The sequence below is a fragment of the Sinomonas sp. P10A9 genome (genome assembly GCF_041022165.1).
Classification (GTDB): Bacteria; Actinomycetota; Actinomycetes; order Actinomycetales; family Micrococcaceae; genus Sinomonas; species Sinomonas puerhi.
The window spans coordinates 808,044-826,786 of record NZ_CP163302.1 but is presented as its reverse complement, the minus strand read 5'-3'; the positions used below and the strand labels follow the sequence as shown (position 1 = coordinate 826,786).

18 protein-coding genes are annotated in these 18,743 nt (G+C 69.3%); 6 read left to right on the top strand and 12 right to left on the bottom strand.

All coding sequences use genetic code 11. From position 1 onward, the window contains the following. The first annotated feature begins 5 nt into the window (after positions 1-5). The gene (gene glgP, locus AB5L97_RS03805; protein ID WP_369046517.1) at positions 6-2,621 is read left to right on the top strand and encodes an alpha-glucan family phosphorylase; all 2,616 of its coding nucleotides are present in this window, start codon (positions 6-8) and stop codon (positions 2,619-2,621) included. A 91-nt stretch (positions 2,622-2,712) separates the two neighbouring features. Here glgP and AB5L97_RS03800 read toward each other — a convergent pair whose 3' ends face one another. The 3 genes from AB5L97_RS03800 to glgX are packed head-to-tail and all read right to left on the bottom strand — an operon-like array spanning position 2,713 to position 5,575. Next, a complete protein-coding gene (locus tag AB5L97_RS03800; protein WP_369046516.1) occupies positions 2,713-3,033 on the bottom strand; it encodes a barstar family protein in 321 nt (106 codons plus the stop codon). Further along, the gene (locus AB5L97_RS03795) at positions 3,030-3,485 is read right to left on the bottom strand and encodes a ribonuclease domain-containing protein (protein ID WP_307959139.1); all 456 of its coding nucleotides are present in this window, start codon (positions 3,483-3,485) and stop codon (positions 3,030-3,032) included. The genes AB5L97_RS03800 and AB5L97_RS03795 overlap by 4 nt, the downstream gene beginning before the upstream one ends. Positions 3,486-3,490: 5 nt before the next feature. Beyond that, positions 3,491-5,575 (bottom strand): glycogen debranching protein GlgX, encoded by a 2,085-nt coding sequence (glgX, locus tag AB5L97_RS03790; protein WP_369047346.1) that lies wholly within the window; start codon positions 5,573-5,575, stop codon positions 3,491-3,493. A 186-nt stretch (positions 5,576-5,761) separates the two neighbouring features. On the opposite strand from glgX, the gene AB5L97_RS03785 reads away from it, so the two are divergent. Further along, positions 5,762-6,556 (top strand): carbon-nitrogen hydrolase family protein, encoded by a 795-nt coding sequence (locus AB5L97_RS03785; protein ID WP_307959138.1) that lies wholly within the window; start codon positions 5,762-5,764, stop codon positions 6,554-6,556. A gap of 110 nt (positions 6,557-6,666) precedes the next feature. On the opposite strand, the gene rlmB is transcribed toward AB5L97_RS03785, so the two are convergent. The 4 genes from rlmB to AB5L97_RS03765 form a co-directional block, all read right to left on the bottom strand. Further along, a complete protein-coding gene (gene rlmB, locus AB5L97_RS03780; RefSeq protein WP_369046515.1) occupies positions 6,667-7,674 on the bottom strand; it encodes a 23S rRNA (guanosine(2251)-2'-O)-methyltransferase RlmB in 1,008 nt (335 codons plus the stop codon). After that, positions 7,675-9,231: a cysteine--tRNA ligase gene (cysS, locus tag AB5L97_RS03775; protein ID WP_369046514.1), complete on the bottom strand. Its 1,557-nt coding sequence runs from the start codon at positions 9,229-9,231 to the stop codon at positions 7,675-7,677. It lies immediately after the preceding gene. 77 nt (positions 9,232-9,308) lie between these two features. Next, complete coding sequence (locus tag AB5L97_RS03770) at positions 9,309-9,641, bottom strand: hypothetical protein (RefSeq protein ID WP_307959135.1); 333 nt, start codon at positions 9,639-9,641, stop codon at positions 9,309-9,311. 60 nt (positions 9,642-9,701) lie between these two features. Further along, positions 9,702-10,991, bottom strand: coding sequence for a hypothetical protein (locus AB5L97_RS03765; protein WP_369046513.1), 1,290 nt, complete (start codon positions 10,989-10,991; stop codon positions 9,702-9,704). Positions 10,992-11,184: 193 nt separating this feature from the next. Between AB5L97_RS03765 and AB5L97_RS03760 the strand changes: the two genes are divergently transcribed. Together AB5L97_RS03760 and AB5L97_RS03755 are read left to right on the top strand one after the other, a co-directional pair. Next, positions 11,185-12,378 carry a sensor histidine kinase gene (locus tag AB5L97_RS03760; RefSeq protein ID WP_369046512.1) on the top strand — a complete coding sequence of 398 codons (1,194 nt, stop codon included), beginning with the start codon at positions 11,185-11,187 and terminating at the stop codon, positions 12,376-12,378. Beyond that, the gene (locus AB5L97_RS03755; RefSeq protein ID WP_307959132.1) at positions 12,375-13,040 is read left to right on the top strand and encodes a response regulator transcription factor; all 666 of its coding nucleotides are present in this window, start codon (positions 12,375-12,377) and stop codon (positions 13,038-13,040) included. The genes AB5L97_RS03760 and AB5L97_RS03755 overlap by 4 nt, the downstream gene beginning before the upstream one ends. 2 nt (positions 13,041-13,042) lie before the next feature. On the opposite strand, the gene ispF is transcribed toward AB5L97_RS03755, so the two are convergent. The 3 genes from ispF to AB5L97_RS03740 all read right to left on the bottom strand — a co-directional run bounded on the left by ispF (position 13,043) and on the right by AB5L97_RS03740 (position 14,964). Next, positions 13,043-13,531: a 2-C-methyl-D-erythritol 2,4-cyclodiphosphate synthase gene (gene ispF / locus AB5L97_RS03750; RefSeq protein ID WP_369046511.1), complete on the bottom strand. Its 489-nt coding sequence runs from the start codon at positions 13,529-13,531 to the stop codon at positions 13,043-13,045. Positions 13,532-13,609: 78 nt separating this feature from the next. Further along, complete coding sequence (ispD, locus tag AB5L97_RS03745) at positions 13,610-14,377, bottom strand: 2-C-methyl-D-erythritol 4-phosphate cytidylyltransferase (protein ID WP_369046510.1); 768 nt, start codon at positions 14,375-14,377, stop codon at positions 13,610-13,612. Positions 14,378-14,481: 104 nt separating this feature from the next. Continuing rightward, positions 14,482-14,964 (bottom strand): CarD family transcriptional regulator, encoded by a 483-nt coding sequence (locus AB5L97_RS03740; protein WP_066495480.1) that lies wholly within the window; start codon positions 14,962-14,964, stop codon positions 14,482-14,484. A gap of 283 nt (positions 14,965-15,247) precedes the next feature. On the opposite strand from AB5L97_RS03740, the gene AB5L97_RS03735 reads away from it, so the two are divergent. Next, positions 15,248-15,835: a hypothetical protein gene (locus AB5L97_RS03735; RefSeq protein WP_307959129.1), complete on the top strand. Its 588-nt coding sequence runs from the start codon at positions 15,248-15,250 to the stop codon at positions 15,833-15,835. A gap of 135 nt (positions 15,836-15,970) precedes the next feature. On the opposite strand, the gene AB5L97_RS03730 is transcribed toward AB5L97_RS03735, so the two are convergent. Together AB5L97_RS03730 and AB5L97_RS03725 are read right to left on the bottom strand one after the other, a co-directional pair. Then, entirely contained in the window at positions 15,971-16,651 is a 681-nt protein-coding gene (locus AB5L97_RS03730) for a response regulator transcription factor (protein ID WP_307959128.1), read from the bottom strand. Next, positions 16,648-17,829, bottom strand: coding sequence for a sensor histidine kinase (locus tag AB5L97_RS03725; protein WP_369046509.1), 1,182 nt, complete (start codon positions 17,827-17,829; stop codon positions 16,648-16,650). The genes AB5L97_RS03730 and AB5L97_RS03725 overlap by 4 nt, the downstream gene beginning before the upstream one ends. Positions 17,830-18,002: 173 nt before the next feature. Here AB5L97_RS03725 and phoU point away from each other — a divergent pair, with 173 nt between their 5' ends. Then, positions 18,003-18,662, top strand: coding sequence for a phosphate signaling complex protein PhoU (gene phoU, locus AB5L97_RS03720; protein ID WP_369046508.1), 660 nt, complete (start codon positions 18,003-18,005; stop codon positions 18,660-18,662). Positions 18,663-18,743: the final 81 nt, after the last annotated feature.

Here is an 18,743-nt window from a genome sequence, read left to right as displayed (position 1 = left end):
CGCACGTGAAGGCCATCCGTAGATTCACCGTCCGTACCGTGCTCCCCGAGCCGATTGCCGCGCTCGACACGCTCGCCACGAACCTGCGCTGGTCTTGGCACCAGCCCACCCGCGAGCTGTTCGAGAGCCTCAATCCCGCACTCTGGGAGGAGAGCCGCCACGACCCGGCGGGGTTCCTGGGGCTCGTCACGCGCGAGCAGCTGCAGCAGCTCGCGCTCGACTCCGACGTCGTCGACCGGGTCCGGGCGGCCGAGGAGGACCTGCGCCGCTACCTCGAGGAGCCCCGCTGGTACCAGGGACTCGGCGACGAGGTGCCCCGGCGCATCGCCTACTTCTCCCCCGAGTACGGCATCACCGAGGTCCTCCCCCAGTACTCCGGCGGCCTGGGCATCCTTGCCGGCGACCACCTCAAGAGTGCCTCCGATCTCGGAGTGCCGCTCGTCGGCGTCGGGCTCCTGTACCAGGCGGGCTACTTCAAGCAGTCGCTCTCGCGGGACGCCTGGCAGCAGGAGACCTACCCGGTCCTCGACCCGGATGCCCTGCCGCTGATCCTCCTCAGGGAGGAGAACGGCACTCCATGCCTCGTGACCCTCCCGCTGCCGAACGGACGCAAGCTCTACGCCAACATCTGGCGTGCCGACGTGGGGCGCGTGCCGCTCCTGCTGCTGGACTCCAACATCCCCGCGAACGACGACGGTGCACGCTCGGTCACCGACCGTCTGTACGGCGGCGGCGGCGATCATCGCCTCCAGCAGGAGCTCCTGCTGGGCATGGGCGGCGTCAAGGCCCTGCGCATCTTCCAGCGGCTCACCGGCGGCCCGGCCCCCGAGGTGTTCCACACGAACGAGGGCCACGCCGGTTTCCTCGGCATCGAGCGGATCCAAGAGCTCATGTCCGGGCCGGAGCCCCTCACGTTCGACGAGGCCCTCGTGGCCGGCCGCGCATCCACGGTGTTCACGACGCACACTCCCGTGGCCGCGGGCATCGACCGGTTCGACGCGGCGCAGATCAAGTACTTCTTCGACGCCGGACTCGCTCCCGACGTCCCGACGGCCAAGGTCCTCGAGCTAGGCCGCGAGAGCTATGAGGGCGGCGATCCCTCGGTGTTCAACATGGCGGTCATGGGCCTGCGGCTCGCCCAGCGCGCGAACGGCGTAGCGAAGCTCCACGGCGAGGTGTCCCGCGCGATGTTCTCTGGACTGTGGCCCGGATTCGACCACTCTGAGGTGCCGATCACGTCCGTCACGAACGGCGTGCACGTGCCCACGTGGGTGGACCCCACGGTCACGTCGATGGCAGAGCACCTTGCCCCCGACGCCCTCGTGGGCGGCCGCTGGGACGTGGTCTTCAACGTCACGGACGAGAAGATCTGGGAGACGCGCCGTGTGCTGCGCGGCCGGCTCATCGAGGATGTGCGGCGCCGCGTCAACGCGGCGTGGCGCAAGCGCGGTGCGGGCGAGGCCGAGCTCACCTGGACCGACTCGATCCTGAGCCCCGACGTGCTCACCATCGGGTTCGCGCGGCGCGTGCCCACCTACAAGCGCCTCACGCTCATGCTGCGTGACCCGGCACGGCTCAAGCGGCTCCTGCTGCATCCCGAGAACCCGATCCAGATCGTGATCGCCGGAAAGTCCCACCCCGCGGACGATGCCGGCAAGAAGATGATCCAGGACCTCGTCAGGTTCACCGACGATCCCGAGGTGCGCCACCGCATCGCGTTCCTGCCGAACTACGACATCGCGATGGCCCGCACGCTCTTCCCCGGGTGCGACGTGTGGCTCAACAACCCCCTGCGCCCGCTCGAGGCCTGCGGAACCTCCGGCATGAAGGCCGCGATCAACGGGTCCCTCAACCTGTCCGTCCTGGACGGCTGGTGGGACGAGATGTACGACGGCTCCAACGGCTGGGCCATCCCCACCGCGAGCGGAACCGCGAGCCCCGCGGAGCGCGACGACATCGAAGCGGCGGCCCTGTACGAGCTCCTCGAGACCCAGATCGCGCCGCGGTTCTACGGTGCCCCCGGCACCGGGCCGGGCGCGGAGTCAGCTGGCGCAGCGGGCCCGTCCAAGGCAAACCCCGAGGGGGTGCCCACCCACTGGATCTCGATGATCAAGCACACCCTCTCGCATCTGGGGCCGGCCGTTTCGGCGGACCGCATGGTCGGCGACTACGTGAGCCAGCTGTACACGCCAGCCGCCCAGGCCGGCCGTAAGGTCACTGCGGACGACTACCTGCTCACCCGCGAGCTCGCTGCCTGGACCAAGCACGTGCGCAGCAACTGGTCGCAGGTGCACGTGGAGCACATCGACTCCGGCGGGCTCTCCGAGGTGCCGCAGATCGGCGACAAGCTCGACGTCAGCGCGTACCTGAACCTCGGCGTCCTCAACCCCGGAGACGTGCTCGTGGAGCTCGCCTACGGCAAGGTCGACGACTCGGACCAGCTCACCGCTGTGGCGCTGGCCGAACTCGAGCCCCACGAGAACCTCGGCAACGGGCGGTACAAGTTCTCGGGAACCGTCACGATGGAGCACTCGGGCGCGTTCGGGTACACCGTCCGCGCGATCCCGCGGCACAAGGGCCTCGCCTCCAAGGCTGAGCTGGGGCTCGTCGTCAACGCCTGACGCCCCCGCTCTGGGAGTCGTTTCTTGAAAGTCATCTGGGAGTCACCTCCTGGAGGTCACCCCACCGGACGTGACCTCCAGGAGGTGGCTCTCAGACGTGGTCGGGCGGGAGGATGCGGAGGGTGAGCGTGCCCTCGGCAGCCTCGACGGCGCCGACGAGGATGCCCTTCACCACGGCGTAGGCGGCATCGCGGCGGAAGGCCGGGTGCACGTGCCACTCGAGGGTGAGCGGCTCGCCCTCGCCGTTGGCCAGCTCCGAGGCGAGGTCCTGGAGGCAGTCATTGAGGGCGTCGAGATTCGTGCCGTAGTACTCGGGAAGGTGCAGGGCCTTTCCGAACGCTACGAGCACCTCGTGCTTCGACGCTGCCGCGGGCACGACGACGCTGCGCTGGCCGCTCTCCGGTCCGTTCACTGCCCCTCCACGATGAAGCGGAACGACGCGTAGTGGTCGTCGGTGTAGTACTTCTCGCTCTGCTGCCCCGCAACGATCCGGCGTGCTCCGCGGTCAGACGAGCCGGGGGTCACCACGGTGTACTCGTGGTAGTAGCCGGAGGACTTCAGCGGCAGGACCTTCTCGAAGTTGCTGTAGACGACCCCGTCCCTGTCGTACGGGTACGGGCCGCCCTTGACGATGAGCGCAAGGGTGTCCTGCGCCTCCTTCGGCAGCTGGGACGCCCTCACCTCGCCCAGCCCGCTCGGGTTGGCGACGTGCGCGCCCAGGCCGGAAGCCGCCGTCGTGCGCGCGCTGGAGGCGGACGACGGCGCGGGGCCGGCGTCGGCGCTCGGCCCCCCGCCGCGCGTGGCCAGGAACCCGATCACGGCAACCGCGAGGACCACGAACGGGATGACTGCCCTCCGCAGCACAGGGCTCACATGACGTTCCGGGCGCGGTAGATGGTCACCGAGTAGGGCTCGGCGACGTCGTCCTGCCCGGAGGCGAAGACGGTGCCGATGCGGTGCTCCGCCTGGCGCGCCGTCGAGTAGCGCAGCTCGAACGCCATCTCGTGCTCGACGCCCCGCTCAGTGGGCACCGAGGGGAACGCGAGGTCCAGCCTCTGGGGGCCGCCATTGATGACCACGAGGCCGTCGAGGTAGCCGTCCTTGGACCCGAGGAGGAACTGGAGGAGTCGCTCGCGGGGGTCCTGCCACCGATCCGGGTCCATGGGGGTGCCATCGGCACCGAACCAGTGGAAGTAGTTGCTCTCCTCGCGGGCCGGGTAGCTCATCGGCTGGCGCAGGAGGAAGTCCTTGCGGATGCGGATGAGCCACGCCGTGTGGTCCAGCATCTCCTTGCCGGCCGAGTCGAGGGTCCAGTTGAGCCATGCCGTGGCGTTGTCCTGGCAGTAGGCGTTGTTGTTGCCCTGCTGGGTGCGGCCGAACTCGTCCCCGGCCGTGATCATCGGGACCCCGAGCGAGATCATGAGCGTGGCCATGATGTTCTTGGCGGACTGCGTCCGCGCCGCAATGATCGACTCGACCTCGGTACGGCCCTCGAACCCATGGTTGTACGAGCGGTTGTGGCTGGTGCCGTCGCGGTTCTGCTCGCCGTTGGCCTCGTTGTGCTTGCGGTGGTAGGCCGTGAGATCGGCGAGGGTGAAGCCGTCGTGCGCGGCCACGAAGTTGACCGATGCCAGGGCCGTGCGCCCCGACGCCGCGAACAGCCCGTGCGAGCCCGAGAGCGCGTCGGCGAGGCGCGCCGTCGGCCCTCCGCGGCCCCCCGCGTCGAGCTCGGCGCGGTCGGCAAGCCAGAAGTCGCGGACGGTGTCGCGGTAGTGGTCGTTCCAGTCCGCCCAGCCCACAGGGAATCGCCCGGTCTGCCATCCGCCGAATCCGAGGTCCCAGGGCTCAGAGATGAGTTTGGTGCGGGAGATCACCGGGTCCGCGGCGGCCGCGACGAGGAACGGGTGAGCGGGCGTGAAGGAGTGCTGCCCGTCACGGCACAGCGACACCGCGAGGTCGAAGCGGAACCCGTCGACGCGGTACTCCTCGGCCCACAGCCGCAGCGAGTCGAGGGCGAGCTGGACCACGCGCGGGTTCGAGAAGTCGAGGGTGTTGCCGCAGCCGGTCGTGTCGATGTACCTGCCCTCGGGGTCACAGCGGTAGTACTCGCGGTCGCCCAGTCCGCGGAAGCTGACCACTGGGCCCCCCATGCCCTCCTCCGCCGAGTGGTTGTACACGACGTCGAGGAGCACCTCGAACCCCGCCACGTGGAGGAGCTTGACCATGCCCTTGAACTCGTCCTGGACGGCCTGCGGCCCCGCGGCGCGCGAGGCTGCAGTCGCGTACGCGGGATGCGGTGCGAAGAATGCGGCCGTGTTGTAGCCCCAGTAGTTGGTGAGGCCGAGGTCCTGGAGGTGGGACTCGTCGAGGTGGAAATGGACCGGGAGGAGCTGGATGCTCGTGACGCCCAGTGTCCTGAAGTGCTCGATCATGGCCGGGTGCGCGAGCCCCGCATACGTGCCGCGGAGCTCCTCGGGGACGTCGGGGTGGAGCATCGACTGGCCCTTGACGTGGGCCTCGTAGATGATCGTGTCCCGCATCGGGACGTTGGGGCGGCTCACCGTTCCCCAGTCGAAGCCGCCATGCACGCGGGAATTGAGCCATCGGCCCCCCACGCGGTCCACGGCCCGGCCGTACGGGTCCAGGAGGAGAGTACCGGTCCCGGGCTCCGGCGCCACTCCTGCGGCATCGGTCCGCGCCGCAAAGGCGTACGGCGTACCCTCCGGTATCCCGACCACAAGGCCGTGGTGCACGCCGTCCGTGAACTCGGGAAGCGGTTCCTTGCGCCACACGCCATCAGTGCCGATGAAATGGACGTCCACGGCGTCAAGACCCGGCGCGTACACCGCCACGTTGACGGTGTGGCTCGCCTGCTGCTCCGCTGAGCGTGCCGGAGTGAGGCCGAGCGGAAACGGCTGCGATGGCGTCACCACGAACGCCAGGGGCATCGTCATGTTGCTCATGCTCATAGCATCCTCGACCCGTTGCCGGGGGCCGGAGTCCCTTCTCGTTGTGACAGGGTCATGTGTGCTGCGGCCACCCTCATCGTGGCCATCCTAGTATCCGGTGCCGGGGTCCCGTTCGACGCCGCCCCGACAGGAACCCCTAGATTCGAAAGGGCATTCCGACATACTGGTGCCATGCGGATCGCACTCGCCCAGATGACCTCCTCACGCTCCCTCGACGACAACCTCGGCCTTGTCCGCCAGACCCTGGCCGAAGCCGGTCGACGGCATGCCGACATCGTGGTGTTCCCCGAAGCGACCATGCGCGCCTTCGGCAACTCGCTGACCGACATCGCCGAACCCCTCGACGGGCCCTGGGCCACGGCAGTGCGCGCAGCCGCGGACGAGGCTGGCGTGGTGGTGGTGGTCGGCATGTTCACCCCCGGGGAACCGGGGACGATCCGCAACACCCTCCTCGTCCACGGACGCGGGGTCGAGGCACATTACGACAAGATCCACCTTTATGACGCCTTCGGATTCCTCGAGTCGGACACCGTGACCGCCGGCAAGGAGCCCGTCACGTTCACGGTCGACGGCGTCACGTTCGGCCTCGCGACCTGCTACGACGTCCGCTTCCCGAACCTCTTCACCGCTACGGCCGACGACGGCGCCCAGGTCCAGCTCGTGTGCGCCTCGTGGGGCGCCGGGCCCGGCAAGGCCGAACAGTGGGACCTGCTGGTGCGGGCGCGCGCTGTGGACTCGACGTGCTTCCTCGTGGCCGTCGGACAGTCCGACCCCGAGGCTGCGGGCGTACAGGCACAGCACGGCGCACCGACCGGGATCGGCCGCTCCGCCGTAGTGGACCCGTTCGGGCACCTGATCGAGCGGCTCGGCTCCGGCCCCGACACCCTGTACGTGGACCTCGACCTTGCCCGCGTGGAGCAGGCCCGCGCGGCCCTGCCGGTCCTGGCGAACAGCGTGAGCCTCTAGCCGCATGAGCTCGGGAGCGCACGACGGCGGGTGGGAGCCCGCCGTCGTGCGCTGAGGGTGGCAGCGCCGCACACGGGGTGACCTCGGCGCCGCACGGGGTGACCTCGGCGTCAGGAGGTCTTGGCAGCCGCGGCCGCTCGCCGCGTGGAGACCTCGTACAGCGAGATCGCCACGGCCATGCCGGCGTTGAGGGACTCCATGTCCGAGTCGATCGGGATCGAGACGATCTGGTCGCACAGCTCGCGCGTGAGCCGTGACAGGCCCTTGCCCTCGGAACCGACCACGAGGCACACGGGGTCGGTCGCGAGCGCGAGGCCGGGGAGCGAGACGTCGCCGTCGCCGTCGAGCCCGAGGACGAAGATCCCGAGCTCCTTCATCTGCCGCAGCACCGTGTTGAGGTTCGCGGCCTTCGCGACCGGCACGCGCACCGCCGCGCCGGCGGACGTCTTCCATGCTGAGGCGGTCATGCCCACAGAACGCCGCTCCGGCACAATCACGCCGTGGCCTGAGAAGGCGGAAACGGATCGGATGATCGCACCGAGGTTGCGCGGGTCCGTGATGCCGTCGAGCGCCACGAACAGGGGCGCGTTCGCGATATGCCCGCGCCGCCACTTCTCGAAGGTGTCCTCGGCGAGCTTGAAGGCTTCCGGGTAGTCGTAGGGCGGGACCTGGAGGGCGACACCCTGGTGGATCGCATCGTCGGTCATGCGGTCCAGCTCGGGCTTCTGCGCCTCCATGAGCGCGATGCCGGCCTCGGCGGCGAGCTTCATGGCCTCCCGCACGCGGTCGTCCATCTCGATCCGCACAGCGACGTAGAGGGCCTTCGCCGGCACACCGGCGCGGAGCGCCTCGACCACCGAGTTGCGTCCGGTGACCATCTCCTCGGCGCCCTTCGCGCGGCCCGTTCCGGCGCGCCCGGTGGCAAGCCGTCCCGGCTGCCCGGTCCGCTTGACGGCCGAGCGCTCGGCAAGCTCCTTCGTGCGGTGCGCCTTGTGGTACACCCGGTCCTCGGCCTTGGGCGTGGGGCCCTTGCCTTCCAGGGCCTTGCGGCCATGCCCGCCAGTGCCAGTAGTTGGGCCCTTCTTGTTCCGAGCTGCCCCGGGGCGTCCCTTGGCCATTTATGCTCCCGTTCGGTTGGTGAGCGCGCTCTGCGCGCTTGAATGAGTCGGGGCGGCGAGGCTCCACGTGGCCCCGTCCGCAGAGTCTTCGACGACGACGCCGGCCGCCGCGAGGGTATCCCGGATCGCGTCCGCGGCGGCCCAGTCCTTCGCGGCGCGTGCCGCGGCACGGGCTCCGAGCTGCGCGTCGACGAGGGTGGCCAGCGCGCGATGCATCGTGTCTTCGGAGTTGTCGGCCCATGCCGTCCGGCCGCCCGCGGCGTCGAGGCCGAGGACGGCGGTCATGGCGAGCACCTCGGAGAGCGCATTCGAGACGGCGTCGGGATCGTCAACGCCATTGCCTGCAGCGAGTGCCGTGTTCCCCCGGCGCACCGTCTCGTGCAGGGCCGCGAGGGCCTGGGGGATGTTGAGGTCGTCATCCATGGCCTCGGCGAAGGCCGGAGGCACAGCGGCCGGGGCGGCAGCAGCGGCGGGCGACGCGGCGCCGTCGTGCGCGAACTCCCCGACGGAGGCTCCGACCTTGGCAAGCGCCTTCGCGATGAAAGTGTCGATGCGCTCGACGGCGGCCGCGGCCTCCTGCAGGGACGTAGGCCTGTAGTCGAGCACCGAACGGTAGTGGGCCTGGCCGAGGTAGTAGCGCACCACGCGTGCCGGCGCGAGCTCGAGCATCTCGGAGGGCGCGATGACGTTGCCGATGGACTTCGACATCTTCTCGCCCTCGTAGGTGACCATGCCGTTGTGCATCCAGATGTTCGCAAAACCGTCACCGGCAGCGGTGGACTGGGCCACCTCGTTCTCGTGGTGCGGGAAGCGCAGGTCGAGGCCGCCGCCGTGGATGTCGAATCGCGCGCCGAGGTACTTCGTGGCCATGGCGGAGCACTCGAGGTGCCAGCCGGGCCTGCCGCGGCCCCACGGCGAGGGCCACGCCGCCGTCTTGGGCTCGCCGTCCTTGTAGCCCTTCCACAGGGCAAAGTCGCGAGGATCCCGCTTTCCGCGCGGATCAGCATCGGTAGCGGCCTGCATGTCGTCGATGCTCTGGTGCGTGAGGGACCCATAGGACGGCCACGAGCGGACATCGAAGTACACGTCCCCCGAGCCGTCCTCGGCCGGGTAGGCGTGGCCTCGCTCGATCAGCCGGGCGATGAGCTCGTGCATCTCCGTGATGTGGCCCGTGGCGCGGGGCTCGTAGGTGGGGCGCTGGACGCCGAGCACCTCGTAGGCGGTCTCGAACTCCTGCTCGTACCGGTACGCGAGTGCGAACCACTCTTCGCGCGGGATGTAGGTGCCCTCGGGGACGAAATCGGATGCGAAGCTCGCCTCGCTCTTGGCGAGGATCTTGTCGTCGATGTCCGTGACGTTGCGGACCACGGTTGTCTCGAGGCCGCGGTACTGCAGCCAGCGCGTGAGCTGGTCGAACACGATCGCCGAACGCACGTGCCCCACGTGCGGGGAGCCCTGCACCGTGGCACCGCAGTAGTACACCGAGGCCCTGCCGGGCTCGAGCGGAACGAAGTCACGGACTTCGGCGGTGGCGGAATCGTAGAAGCGCAGGGTCACGGGATAAGGGTATCGGGTGGGTGCCGGGACGATCGGGCGGACGTGATGGGAGTCGGCGGGCGACGGCGCGTGGTCGGCTAGTTGCCGCAGACCTTGCCGATGTTGTTCATCGCGTCAGTGAACTGCTGGCGCTGCTGGGCGGTGGCCATGCCCGTCGTGGACTCGGCGACCTTCTTCTGGAGGTCCGCCATGCCCTGGATGACCGTGCCGATCGAGGGGTCCACCTTGGTGGCCATGTCCGCGTAGTGGTCGGCAATCTGCTTGGTCTGCTCGATCTGGTTGCCGGTGGGCTTGAACTGGTCGCTGTTGAGCAGCTTGCAGCTCTCCTGGACGCTGAGCCGACCGTCGCCGCCGCAGGCCGTGAGCAGCATCGTGGCCGCGATCGTGGCGGCGATGAGCGTCTTCTTCATGCGGGACTCCCGGGGTTGGAGACAAGGATGGCTGGCCCCGGCAGGGACCAGCCATCCATTCTAGTCGACGCGGCGGGGCCACAGCCTGCGGGAGCGCAGGATCCGGTAGGCGAGCCATCCGGCCACGACGAGCCCGAGGGCCATCTGGGCGAGCGCGACGGGTCCAACCGGGTGTACTTGGGCGACCACAGCGAAGACGAGCGAGAGCGCAAAAGGCACCCACGCGGTCACCCCGGACCGCCACAGCGCCGCGGCAAAGGCGACGAGCATGAGGTTCTCGGCCAGGAAGAGCGGCATGAAGGCGGGGAACAGGATCCCGGCGAGCGGTCCGAAGACGCCCGTCCCGGCACCGCTCACACCCAGCGCGGCGGTCAGGAAGTCAAGGGCCCCCATCGAGGCGATGGACACCGAGCCCACGACGCCCAGCACGCCACCCGCCGCCGCGAGGCCGCTCCCCCGCCCGCGCACGGAGCCAACGAAAAACGCCGTAGTCCCCGCGAAGAGCGCGGCGACCCCGAGTGCCATGACCCCTTCGACGACGAGTGGGACGGGATGCGAACCCACGGCCGCGAGCGCGGCATCGGGATCATCGGCTCCGGCGAAGAGTGCATCCTTGAGGATGCTCAGGACGAGCAGCCCGACGGCGCACGCCGCGCCGGCCCACACGCGGTAGGCCTGGGCCGGCGCCTCGACCCAGCCGGCGGCACGGCGGAGCCTGATGACGGCCCCCGTCCCGACCCCCAGCGATGCAAGGCCCAGCCCGAGGGCTGCCGGTCCCGAGAAGGTCCAGGGAAGAGCGGAGACGACCACCGCGGCGCAGCCCGCGGCCGCAACCCAGCGGTGCACGATTCCCTGCCGCCATAGCGACAGCGCGAACAGCGCGACCGCGAGCATCTGGCATGTCATGAGGGGGAAGATGAACCAGCCGGCCGCCCCGTCGAGGGCCTGCAATGTCGCGGCGGCACTGTCGAGAGGGGTCTGCGCGAGGGCCGCCGCGGTGAGTGCGTGCATCCCGATGAGCGTGATGCCGACGGTTCCGAGGATTCCCGCGAAGGTCCCGGCGGCACCCCATCCGGAACCGCGACCCCGCGTTGCGCCGGCGAGGAACAAGACCCCACCGAGCCACAGTGCGGCGAGGGCCAGCATGATCCAGCCCCACGCGATCGCTGTGCCCGGGCTGGCCGCGATGGCACGCAGGGTGTCGGCGGTGTCCTGGCCGCCGTCGGAGAAGAGGAACTGCGTGGCGAACGAGGTGATGAAGAAGAGGCCGAGAGACGCCGCACCGGCGTACGTGCGCAGCTGGGGTGCGCGCGCTGCCGAGACGGTGGACGGCGGGAGGATGGCGGTCATAGTGACTCCTGAGGGTCGGTGATGAACTGACCCCTGCACCGTACGGATCCGCGGGCCCGACCCGAATCGTGCGCGGGGGCAGGAACGGCTCGGCGGGGAATGATCCCGTCGCGCCCGAGGTCCTCCCCGGGGAGGATGCGGGTCCTCCCACGGTGCGTGGCGGCCTCGCTGGTGGCGGGCGTATCGTCGAGCCATGGTTGCGGCCCGGTGGATCCGGTCGCCGTTCGGGCGGCCCCTCCCCTCATGCTGGGGTGACGTGTCGATGGCCGCCCTGACCGTGGCCTTCGCGTTCGTGGAGTGGCTGGGCGGGGTCACCGCCTGGACGGTCGCCCAGCGCATCATCGTCATCGGCCTCATTGCCGTGGCCGTCCTGATGCGCGGAAGGCACCCGTATGCCGCCACGCTGCTCATCGGTGGCGTGTTCGCAGCCGGGCCTGCCCTTGGCTATCGCCTCGACAACTCGACAGCGACCCTCGCGGGCGCGATGTCGATCATCTGGGCCCTCGGCGCACGAGTCCCGCTCGCGGTGGGGCTGTGGGGCACGGTGATCCTGCTCCTGACCGTGTCGGTGGGGTTCGCAGACCCGGTCGGCTCCCTGATCTGGAACGCGGCGGTCATGTTCGCAGTCTTCGGCATCTCGCGCCTGCTCACCTCCCGCAAGCGAGCTCTCGCAGCGCTCGAGGCGACCGCCCGCGAGCTCGAGGCCTCGCGCGACGCCGAGGCACGGGCCCAGGTGGAGCTCGAACGGACCCGCATCTCGCGGGAGCTGCACGACGTCGTTGCGCATGCCGTGAGCGTCATGGTGGTCCAGGCCGGTGCCGCGGAGAGCATCCTGGACACCGACCCAGCCCGGGCACGGCGCGCCCTTGGGGCTGTGCAGACGACCGGCCGCGAGGCGCTGAACGAGCTGCGGGCCATGCTCGCAGGCCTCCGTTCGGGCTCAGAATCGGCGGCGTTAGCCCCGCAGCCCGGCCTCGCGGACGTCCCCGAGCTGCTCGACAGGCTCCGAGCGAGCGGACTCACTGTGGACATCGCGACCTCCGGCGAGCCGCACACGCTTGCGCCCGCGGTGGACCTCGCCGCATACCGGGTGGTCCAGGAGTCGCTCACGAACGTGGTCAAGCACGCCGGCGCCGCGCCTGCACGTATCGCCTATCGGTACGGCCCGAGATCCCTGCGGATCGACATCGATGATGACGGCACTGCCGTCCCCACTGCAGTCCCCAGCTCCCCGGTCGGTGCGGTGCCGGTGACCTCCCACAGCGGCGGCCTCGGCCTGCGGGGCATGCGCGAGCGCGTCGAACTGTGTGGCGGGAGTCTTGAGGCGGGTCCGACGCCGCCGCGCGGCTTCCATGTGCGGGCGACGCTTCCGCTGGGCTCGCCGTGAGCGCGGAACGGACGACGCTCCTCGTCGTTGACGACCAGCGGCTCGTCCGCGAGGGCTTCGCGATGATCCTGAACGCCCAGCCGGATCTTGACGTGGTGGGCACCGCGGCGGACGGCGCCGAGGCGGTGCGCGAGTGCGCGCGGCTCACGCCCGCCGTCGTGCTCATGGACGTGCGCATGCCCGTCATGGACGGGATCGAGGCGACCCGCCGGATCTGCGCCGTAGGCGCCGCGAAGGTCCTCATGCTCACGACCTTCGATCTCGATGAGTACGTCTATGACGCGATCCGCGCTGGCGCAAGCGGGTTCCTGCTCAAGGACGTTCCCGCGTCTGAGCTAGGTCACGGCGTGCGCGCCGTCGCCGCCGGCGAGACGCTTCTCGCGCCGTCCATCACGCGCAGGCTCGTCGAACACTTCGTTCAGCGTCCGGCACCCGGCCGGCCCGGAGAGCGGCTATCAGCGCTCACCCCCCGGGAGCGGGACGTGCTCGCCGCGGTGGGCCGCGGACTCTCGAACACCGAGGTCGCGGCCGAGCTGTTCCTCTCCGAGACGACCGTCAAGACTCATCTTGGCCGCATCCTGACCAAGCTCAGGCTGAGGGACCGGGTGCAGGCCGTGGTTCTCGCGTACGAGTCCGGGCTCATCGAGCCGGGCGGACAGTGAGCCTACTCCGGCCTGACGTAGACGAGCGCCGTTGCGATCGCGGCCACACCCTCGCGGCGGCCCGTGAAGCCGAGGTGGTCGGTCGTCGCGGCCGTGACCCCCACGGGCGCGGCGGCGGCCTCAGACAGCACGCGCTCTGACTCAGCCCGACGGGGCGAGAACTTGGGCCGCTGGCACACGAGCTGTACGGCGACGTTGCCGATCTCGAAGCCGGCCCCACGCACGATCCGCGCGGCCTCCGCGAGGAGCGTCACCCCGGAGGCGCCTGCATACTCGGGGCGGTCCGTTCCGAAGTGAGTGCCGAGGTCCCCGAGGCCCGCCGCCGAGAAGAGCGCGTTCGCGGCGGCGTGAGCCACGGCGTCGGCATCCGAATGGCCGGCCAGGCCCTGCTCCCCCTCCCATAGGAGTCCGCCGAGCCACAGGGGCCGTGGGGCGTCGTCGGGCGCGAACGCGTGGACGTCGACGCCGATCCCTGTACGCGGAACGATCATGGGGCTGCCTTTCGGTTGCGACTAGCTGGTTGCAACTCCGCTGTTTTCGACTCCGCTGCTCCCAACGATCGGGTACGCTCAGCCGCCCTGTGCGGCGATGAACGTCTCAGCGAAGTGGAGGTCCAGAGGCGTCGTGACCTTGAAGGCCTGGAGATCCCCGGGCACCACATAGACCGGGGTTCCGAGCGATTCGACGAGCATCGCATCGTCCGTGATCGCGGCGGCCTGCTCGGGGTCCCAGCCGGCGGCGACCTCGTGGGCGCGCCGGAGCGTCTCGGCGTCGAACCCCTGCGGCGTCTGCACCGCGCGCAGCTGCTCGCGCACGGCCGTGCCTGTCACCACCTCGGCGGCGATGGCCGCGGCGTCGCCCTCCGTGGGGGCGGTGGACTTGATCGTGTCGACCACGGGCGTGGCTGGGATGACCGCCGAGGCACCACGGTCCAGGGCGTCACAGACGCGGCGGAACACCTCGGGCGGCGTGAGCGGGCGCGCGGCGTCGTGCACGAGGACGTGCACGATACCCGGCGCGAGCGCGGCAAGGGCGGCGCGCACCGAATCGGCGCGGGTCGCCCCGCCCTCGACCACGGCGATGTCCGGGGCGGTCGCGCCGAGTTCCTCGGCGAAGGTGCGGCACAGCGCGGTCAGCTCGGTGTCCCCGGGCGGTACGGCGACGCAGATTTGCTCGGCGAGGCCCGCTCCCGCGGTTCCGCGCAGGGCGTGGAGGAGTAGTGGGGCCCCCGCGAGCGGGACGAGGGCCTTGGGCAGCCCATACCCGAGCCGCGTCCCCGACCCCGCAGCGACGATCACGACGGCGGTCGGTACGGCAGGATGGGCGGCGTCATTCATGCGCTCCAGCCTAGACGAGGCGCGTGCCCTGCCTGGACAGCGGGGCCCAGACAGCACGAAGGCCCCGGCGGCGGACGCCGGGGCCTTCGTGGAAGTTCAGCGGACTAGGACGCGAGGACCTCGTCCAGCACAGTGGCCGCCTGCTCCTCGTCAGTCTTCTCTGCGAGCGCGAGCTCGGAGATGAGGATCTGGCGGGCCTTGGCCAGCATGCGCTTCTCACCCGCGGACAGTCCGCGGTCCTGATCGCGGCGCCACAGGTCACGCACGACCTCGGCCACCTTGATCACATCGCCGGAGGCGAGCTTCTCAAGGTTCGCCTTGTAGCGGCGGGACCAGTTGGTGGGCTCCTCGGTGAATTCGGCACGGAGGACGTCGAACACGTGCTCGAGGCCTTCCTTGCCCACAACATCGCGGACCCCGACAAGGTCCACGTTTTCGGCCGGTACTTCAATCGTCAGATCACCCTGGGCCACTTTGAGCTTGAGATACATCTTCTCTTCGCCCTTGATGGTGCGCATCTTGATCTCTTCGATCTTCGCCGCACCGTGGTGGGGGTAAACAACCGTCTCGCCAACCTCAAAAACCATGTGGACATTCCCCTTTCCCGCAGACTAGTCTAGCACGTCTCACGTCTCGGACCGGCCCCATGACCCCGCACGAAGCCCGGAATGACGCGGAAGTGTGGCGATACAGCCCCCGCCGAGGGGTTGACCGGGAGCGAAAAAGATGCTTCACGTCCGCAGGCGCGCGCCTGTTAAGGATGCAGTGCAAACGCCATCTGACGCGAAACGCGCCGAATCTACAGAACGTCGAAATTGGCGATAGGCTAACCCCGACCAGACTTCCTCACACCCTGATCAGGAGCCAGCTGTGCGTTTCACTGCAACGAAGCCGGCCCAGCGCGTCGCCGTCGTCGCCGCGCTTGGCGTCGGCCTGCTGACCGCCACGGGCTGCGGCTACATCAACGCCCAGCAGACCACCCACACGTATTCCGCCTCAGACGGCATCCGTGCGGACGTCGGCACCCTGCAGCTGCGCAATATGCTTATCGTCTCGAGCGGCACGGCCGGCTCCTCAAGCTCCGCCTCGGCCGATGCGCCGGGCCGCCTCGTGGGCACCGTCTTCAACTCCTCCGATAAAGACGAGACGCTGACGCTCAAGGACGGGTCGACGACGACGCGCCTCAACGTCCCCAAGCACGGCGAGGTCCAGCTGGAGAAGTCCAGCAGCCCCGTGAGCCTGAGCAAGACGGGGGCACTCCCGGGCGCGCTCGCGACCGTTTCCTTCACCGCTGGCAGCACGAGCCAGGACGTCCAGATCCCGGTCGTCGACGGCACGCTCGCCGAGTACCGCCAGTACCTCCCGACCCCGAGCGCCACGCCGTCGGGTTCCGCCTCGGCGTCGGCCTCTGCCTCCAGCTCGGCCTCGGCCTCGGCTTCCGCGACTGCGAGCCGCTAGCCTCTGAGCCGGGCTCGGATGCCCGGTTCCAGCCAGCAGGCGACATACGACGTCGGCCGCTCACCCCGCGCAGGGTGAGCGGCCGACGTCGCGCTTAAGGTTGTGCTTCAGGCAGATGCAGGGAGAACGGGCCCATCAGGGCTCGAACTTGTAGCCGAGTCCACGGACCGTCACGAGGTAGCGGGGGCTCGAGGGGTCGGGCTCGATCTTGCCGCGGAGGCGCTTGACGTGCACATCAAGGGTCTTCGTGTCACCGACGTAGTCCGAACCCCACACACGGTCGATCAGCTGTCCGCGCGTGAGCACACGACCCGAGTTGCGCAGCAGCATCTCGAGGAGCTCGAACTCCTTGAGGGGCAGCGCCACCTGCTCCCCATCCACGCTGACCACGTGGCGCTCCACGTCCATGCGCACCGGACCTGCCTGGACTGTCGAGGAGATGAGCTCCTCAGGCTCGCCGTGGCGGCGCAGGACGGCGCGCACGCGGGCCACCAGCTCACGCGACGAGTACGGCTTCGTGACGTAGTCGTCGGCGCCAAGCTCGAGCCCCACGACCTTGTCGATCTCGGAGTCCTTCGCAGTGAGCATGATGACGGGAACGCTCGAGCGTGCCCGCAGCTGCCGGCACACCTCGGTTCCTGGCGTGCCCGGAAGCTGCAGGTCCAGGAGGACCAGGTCTGCGCCGTTGCGGTCGAATTCGACGAGCGCGTCGCTGCCGTTGTCCACGACCTCGACCTCGTAGCCCTCCTTGGCAAGGAGGAACGAGAGGGGGTCGCTGAACGACTCCTCGTCCTCCACGATCAGGATCCTGCTCAAGCCATCGCTCCTTGCTCCGGCGACCTAGGGGCCGCTCGATGATCTTCGGGGTCTTGTTCCATGTCGGGCAGCCTCACGGTGAAGGTAGATCCCTTGCCCGGCTGCGACCACAGGGTCACCTCGCCGCCGTGGTTCTCCACCACGTGCTTGACGATACTCAGTCCCAGTCCCGTCCCGCCGGTCTGACGCGACCGCGCGGCGTCGACGCGGTAGAAACGCTCGAAGACGCGTTCCTGGTCCTCCGGGGTCATCCCCTCGCCCTGGTCCGTGACGGAGACAGAGACCAGGCCGTCCTTGTGCCTGAGGCCGATCCCGACCTTGGTGTTCTCGGGCGAGTACCGGATCGCGTTGTCGATCAGGTTACGGAACGCGTTCGTGAGGAGGTCCGGATCGCCGAAGACGGGAACGTCGATGCGGCCGCCCACACGCACCTCGATGTTCTTCGCCTCAGCCACGAGACGGGAGCGGTCGACGGCGTCCGCAACGACATCGTTGATGTCCACGGCCCGTCCGCGGTGCACGACGTCTGCACCTTGGAGGCGGGAGAGCTCGATGATGTCCTGGACGAGCGCGGCGAGGCGGCTGGCTTCCTTGTGCATGCGCGCGGCGAACCGCCGGACGGCTTCCTCGTCGTCCGGGCTGGCCTCGAGGGCCTCGGCAAGAAGAGAGATGGCGCCCACCGGAGTCTTGAGCTCGTGCGAGACGTTCGCGACGAAGTCGTTGCGGATCTGCTCAGTGCGGGTGAGCTCCGTCCTGTCGTCGGCGAGGAGCAGGATGTACTCGTCGCCGAGGACGGCGGCTCGGACATTGACGACGAGGGTCCCCTGGCCGAGCGGGCCGCGCGGCAGCTCGAACTGCTTCTCGAGGATGACGCCGTTCCCGCGGACCTTCGCTGTCATCTGCAGGAGCTCGCGGTGCACCACTGTGTGGCCCCGGACGAGGCCATAGGCGTAGGCGGCCGGGCTCGCACGGACCACGCCGTCAACGGCGTCGACCACCACAAAGGCCTTGCCCAGCACCGAGAGCACGTCTGCTGCACCGTCCGGGAAGCTGCCCTCCGTCTCGGGCCCCTCGAGGAGCTGGCGCTGGCGCTGGCTCGCCCGGAAGGCAAGGACGCCGAATGCGCCGAAGGACAGGCCGATAAGGCCCGCCACGATGCCGACGACGAGTGGATCCACATCAGCTAGCTTAGGCCGGGCGCGGCCCACCCCGTTCCGCTCTGCTGGCCGCACCCGCCCGGTTCAACTAACGTTCACTTCAGGACGGGCAACAATTCACCCACCGCTGACAGTGTGACGAGTCGGAGTGCCCATCGGGCAATGACTCGCCACCCCTGTGAAAGGACGCCGCCGTGCGAAAGGTATTCCAGGAGGAGCTCAAGAAGGTCCACGACGATCTCGTCGAGATCGCAAGGCTGGTATCCGAGGCCCTCAACCGGGCCGTCGAGGCGTTCTCCTCCGCGGACGTCGAGCTCGCGCAGGAGGTCATCGCGGCCGATGCGCGCATCGACTTCCTCCAGACCGCCATCGATGAGAAGGCGATCGAGATCCTCGCCCTCCAGGGCCCTGTGGCATCTGACCTCCGCACGATCGTCGGCTCGCTGCGCATGAGCGCCTCGCTCGAGCGCATGGGCGACCTCGCCCGCCACATCGCACAGCTCACCCGCCTCCGGTACCCGGAGAAGGCAGCGCCGGGGTCGCTCGAGAAGACGTTTGCCCGTATGGCCGAGCTCGACAAGACCATCGCCGACGAGCTCGTGGGCCTCCTCGACGACCACGATCTCGAGCGCACCACCCGGATCCAGGCCGCGAACGCCGAGATCGACGAACTGCACGCCGGCGTGTTCCGCGCGATCGCGAACCCGTCCTGGACCAGCTCGCCTGCCGCCGCTGTGGATGCGGCCCTCGTGAGCCGCTACTTCGAGCGCTTCGCCGACCACGGCGTCTCCGTGAGCCGCAAGGTCTCCTACCTCGTCACCGGTGAGTGGGACGGCGACAACACCTCGAGCTGACGCTCACCCAACGCGCTGAGTAGGACGGCGGCCGCCCACCTTCGAGAAGGTGGGCGGCCGCCGTCGAACGTAGTGCAGGCC

Coding starts and splice junctions, on each gene's coding strand:
- AB5L97_RS03770 (WP_307959135.1), bottom strand. CDS start 9,641: ATGAAGAAGACGCTCATCGCCGCCACGATCGCGGCCACGATGCTGCTC.
- ispF (WP_369046511.1), bottom strand. CDS start 13,531: ATGATCGTTCCGCGTACAGGGATCGGCGTCGACGTCCACGCGTTCGCG.
- AB5L97_RS03765 (WP_369046513.1), bottom strand. CDS start 10,991: ATGACCGCCATCCTCCCGCCGTCCACCGTCTCGGCAGCGCGCGCACCC.
- AB5L97_RS03760 (WP_369046512.1), top strand. CDS start 11,185: ATGGTTGCGGCCCGGTGGATCCGGTCGCCGTTCGGGCGGCCCCTCCCC.
- AB5L97_RS03740 (WP_066495480.1), bottom strand. CDS start 14,964: ATGGTTTTTGAGGTTGGCGAGACGGTTGTTTACCCCCACCACGGTGCG.
- ispD (WP_369046510.1), bottom strand. CDS start 14,377: ATGAATGACGCCGCCCATCCTGCCGTACCGACCGCCGTCGTGATCGTC.
- glgX (WP_369047346.1), bottom strand. CDS start 5,575: ATGACGATGCCCCTGGCGTTCGTGGTGACGCCATCGCAGCCGTTTCCG.
- rlmB (WP_369046515.1), bottom strand. CDS start 7,674: ATGGCCAAGGGACGCCCCGGGGCAGCTCGGAACAAGAAGGGCCCAACT.
- AB5L97_RS03785 (WP_307959138.1), top strand. CDS start 5,762: ATGCGGATCGCACTCGCCCAGATGACCTCCTCACGCTCCCTCGACGAC.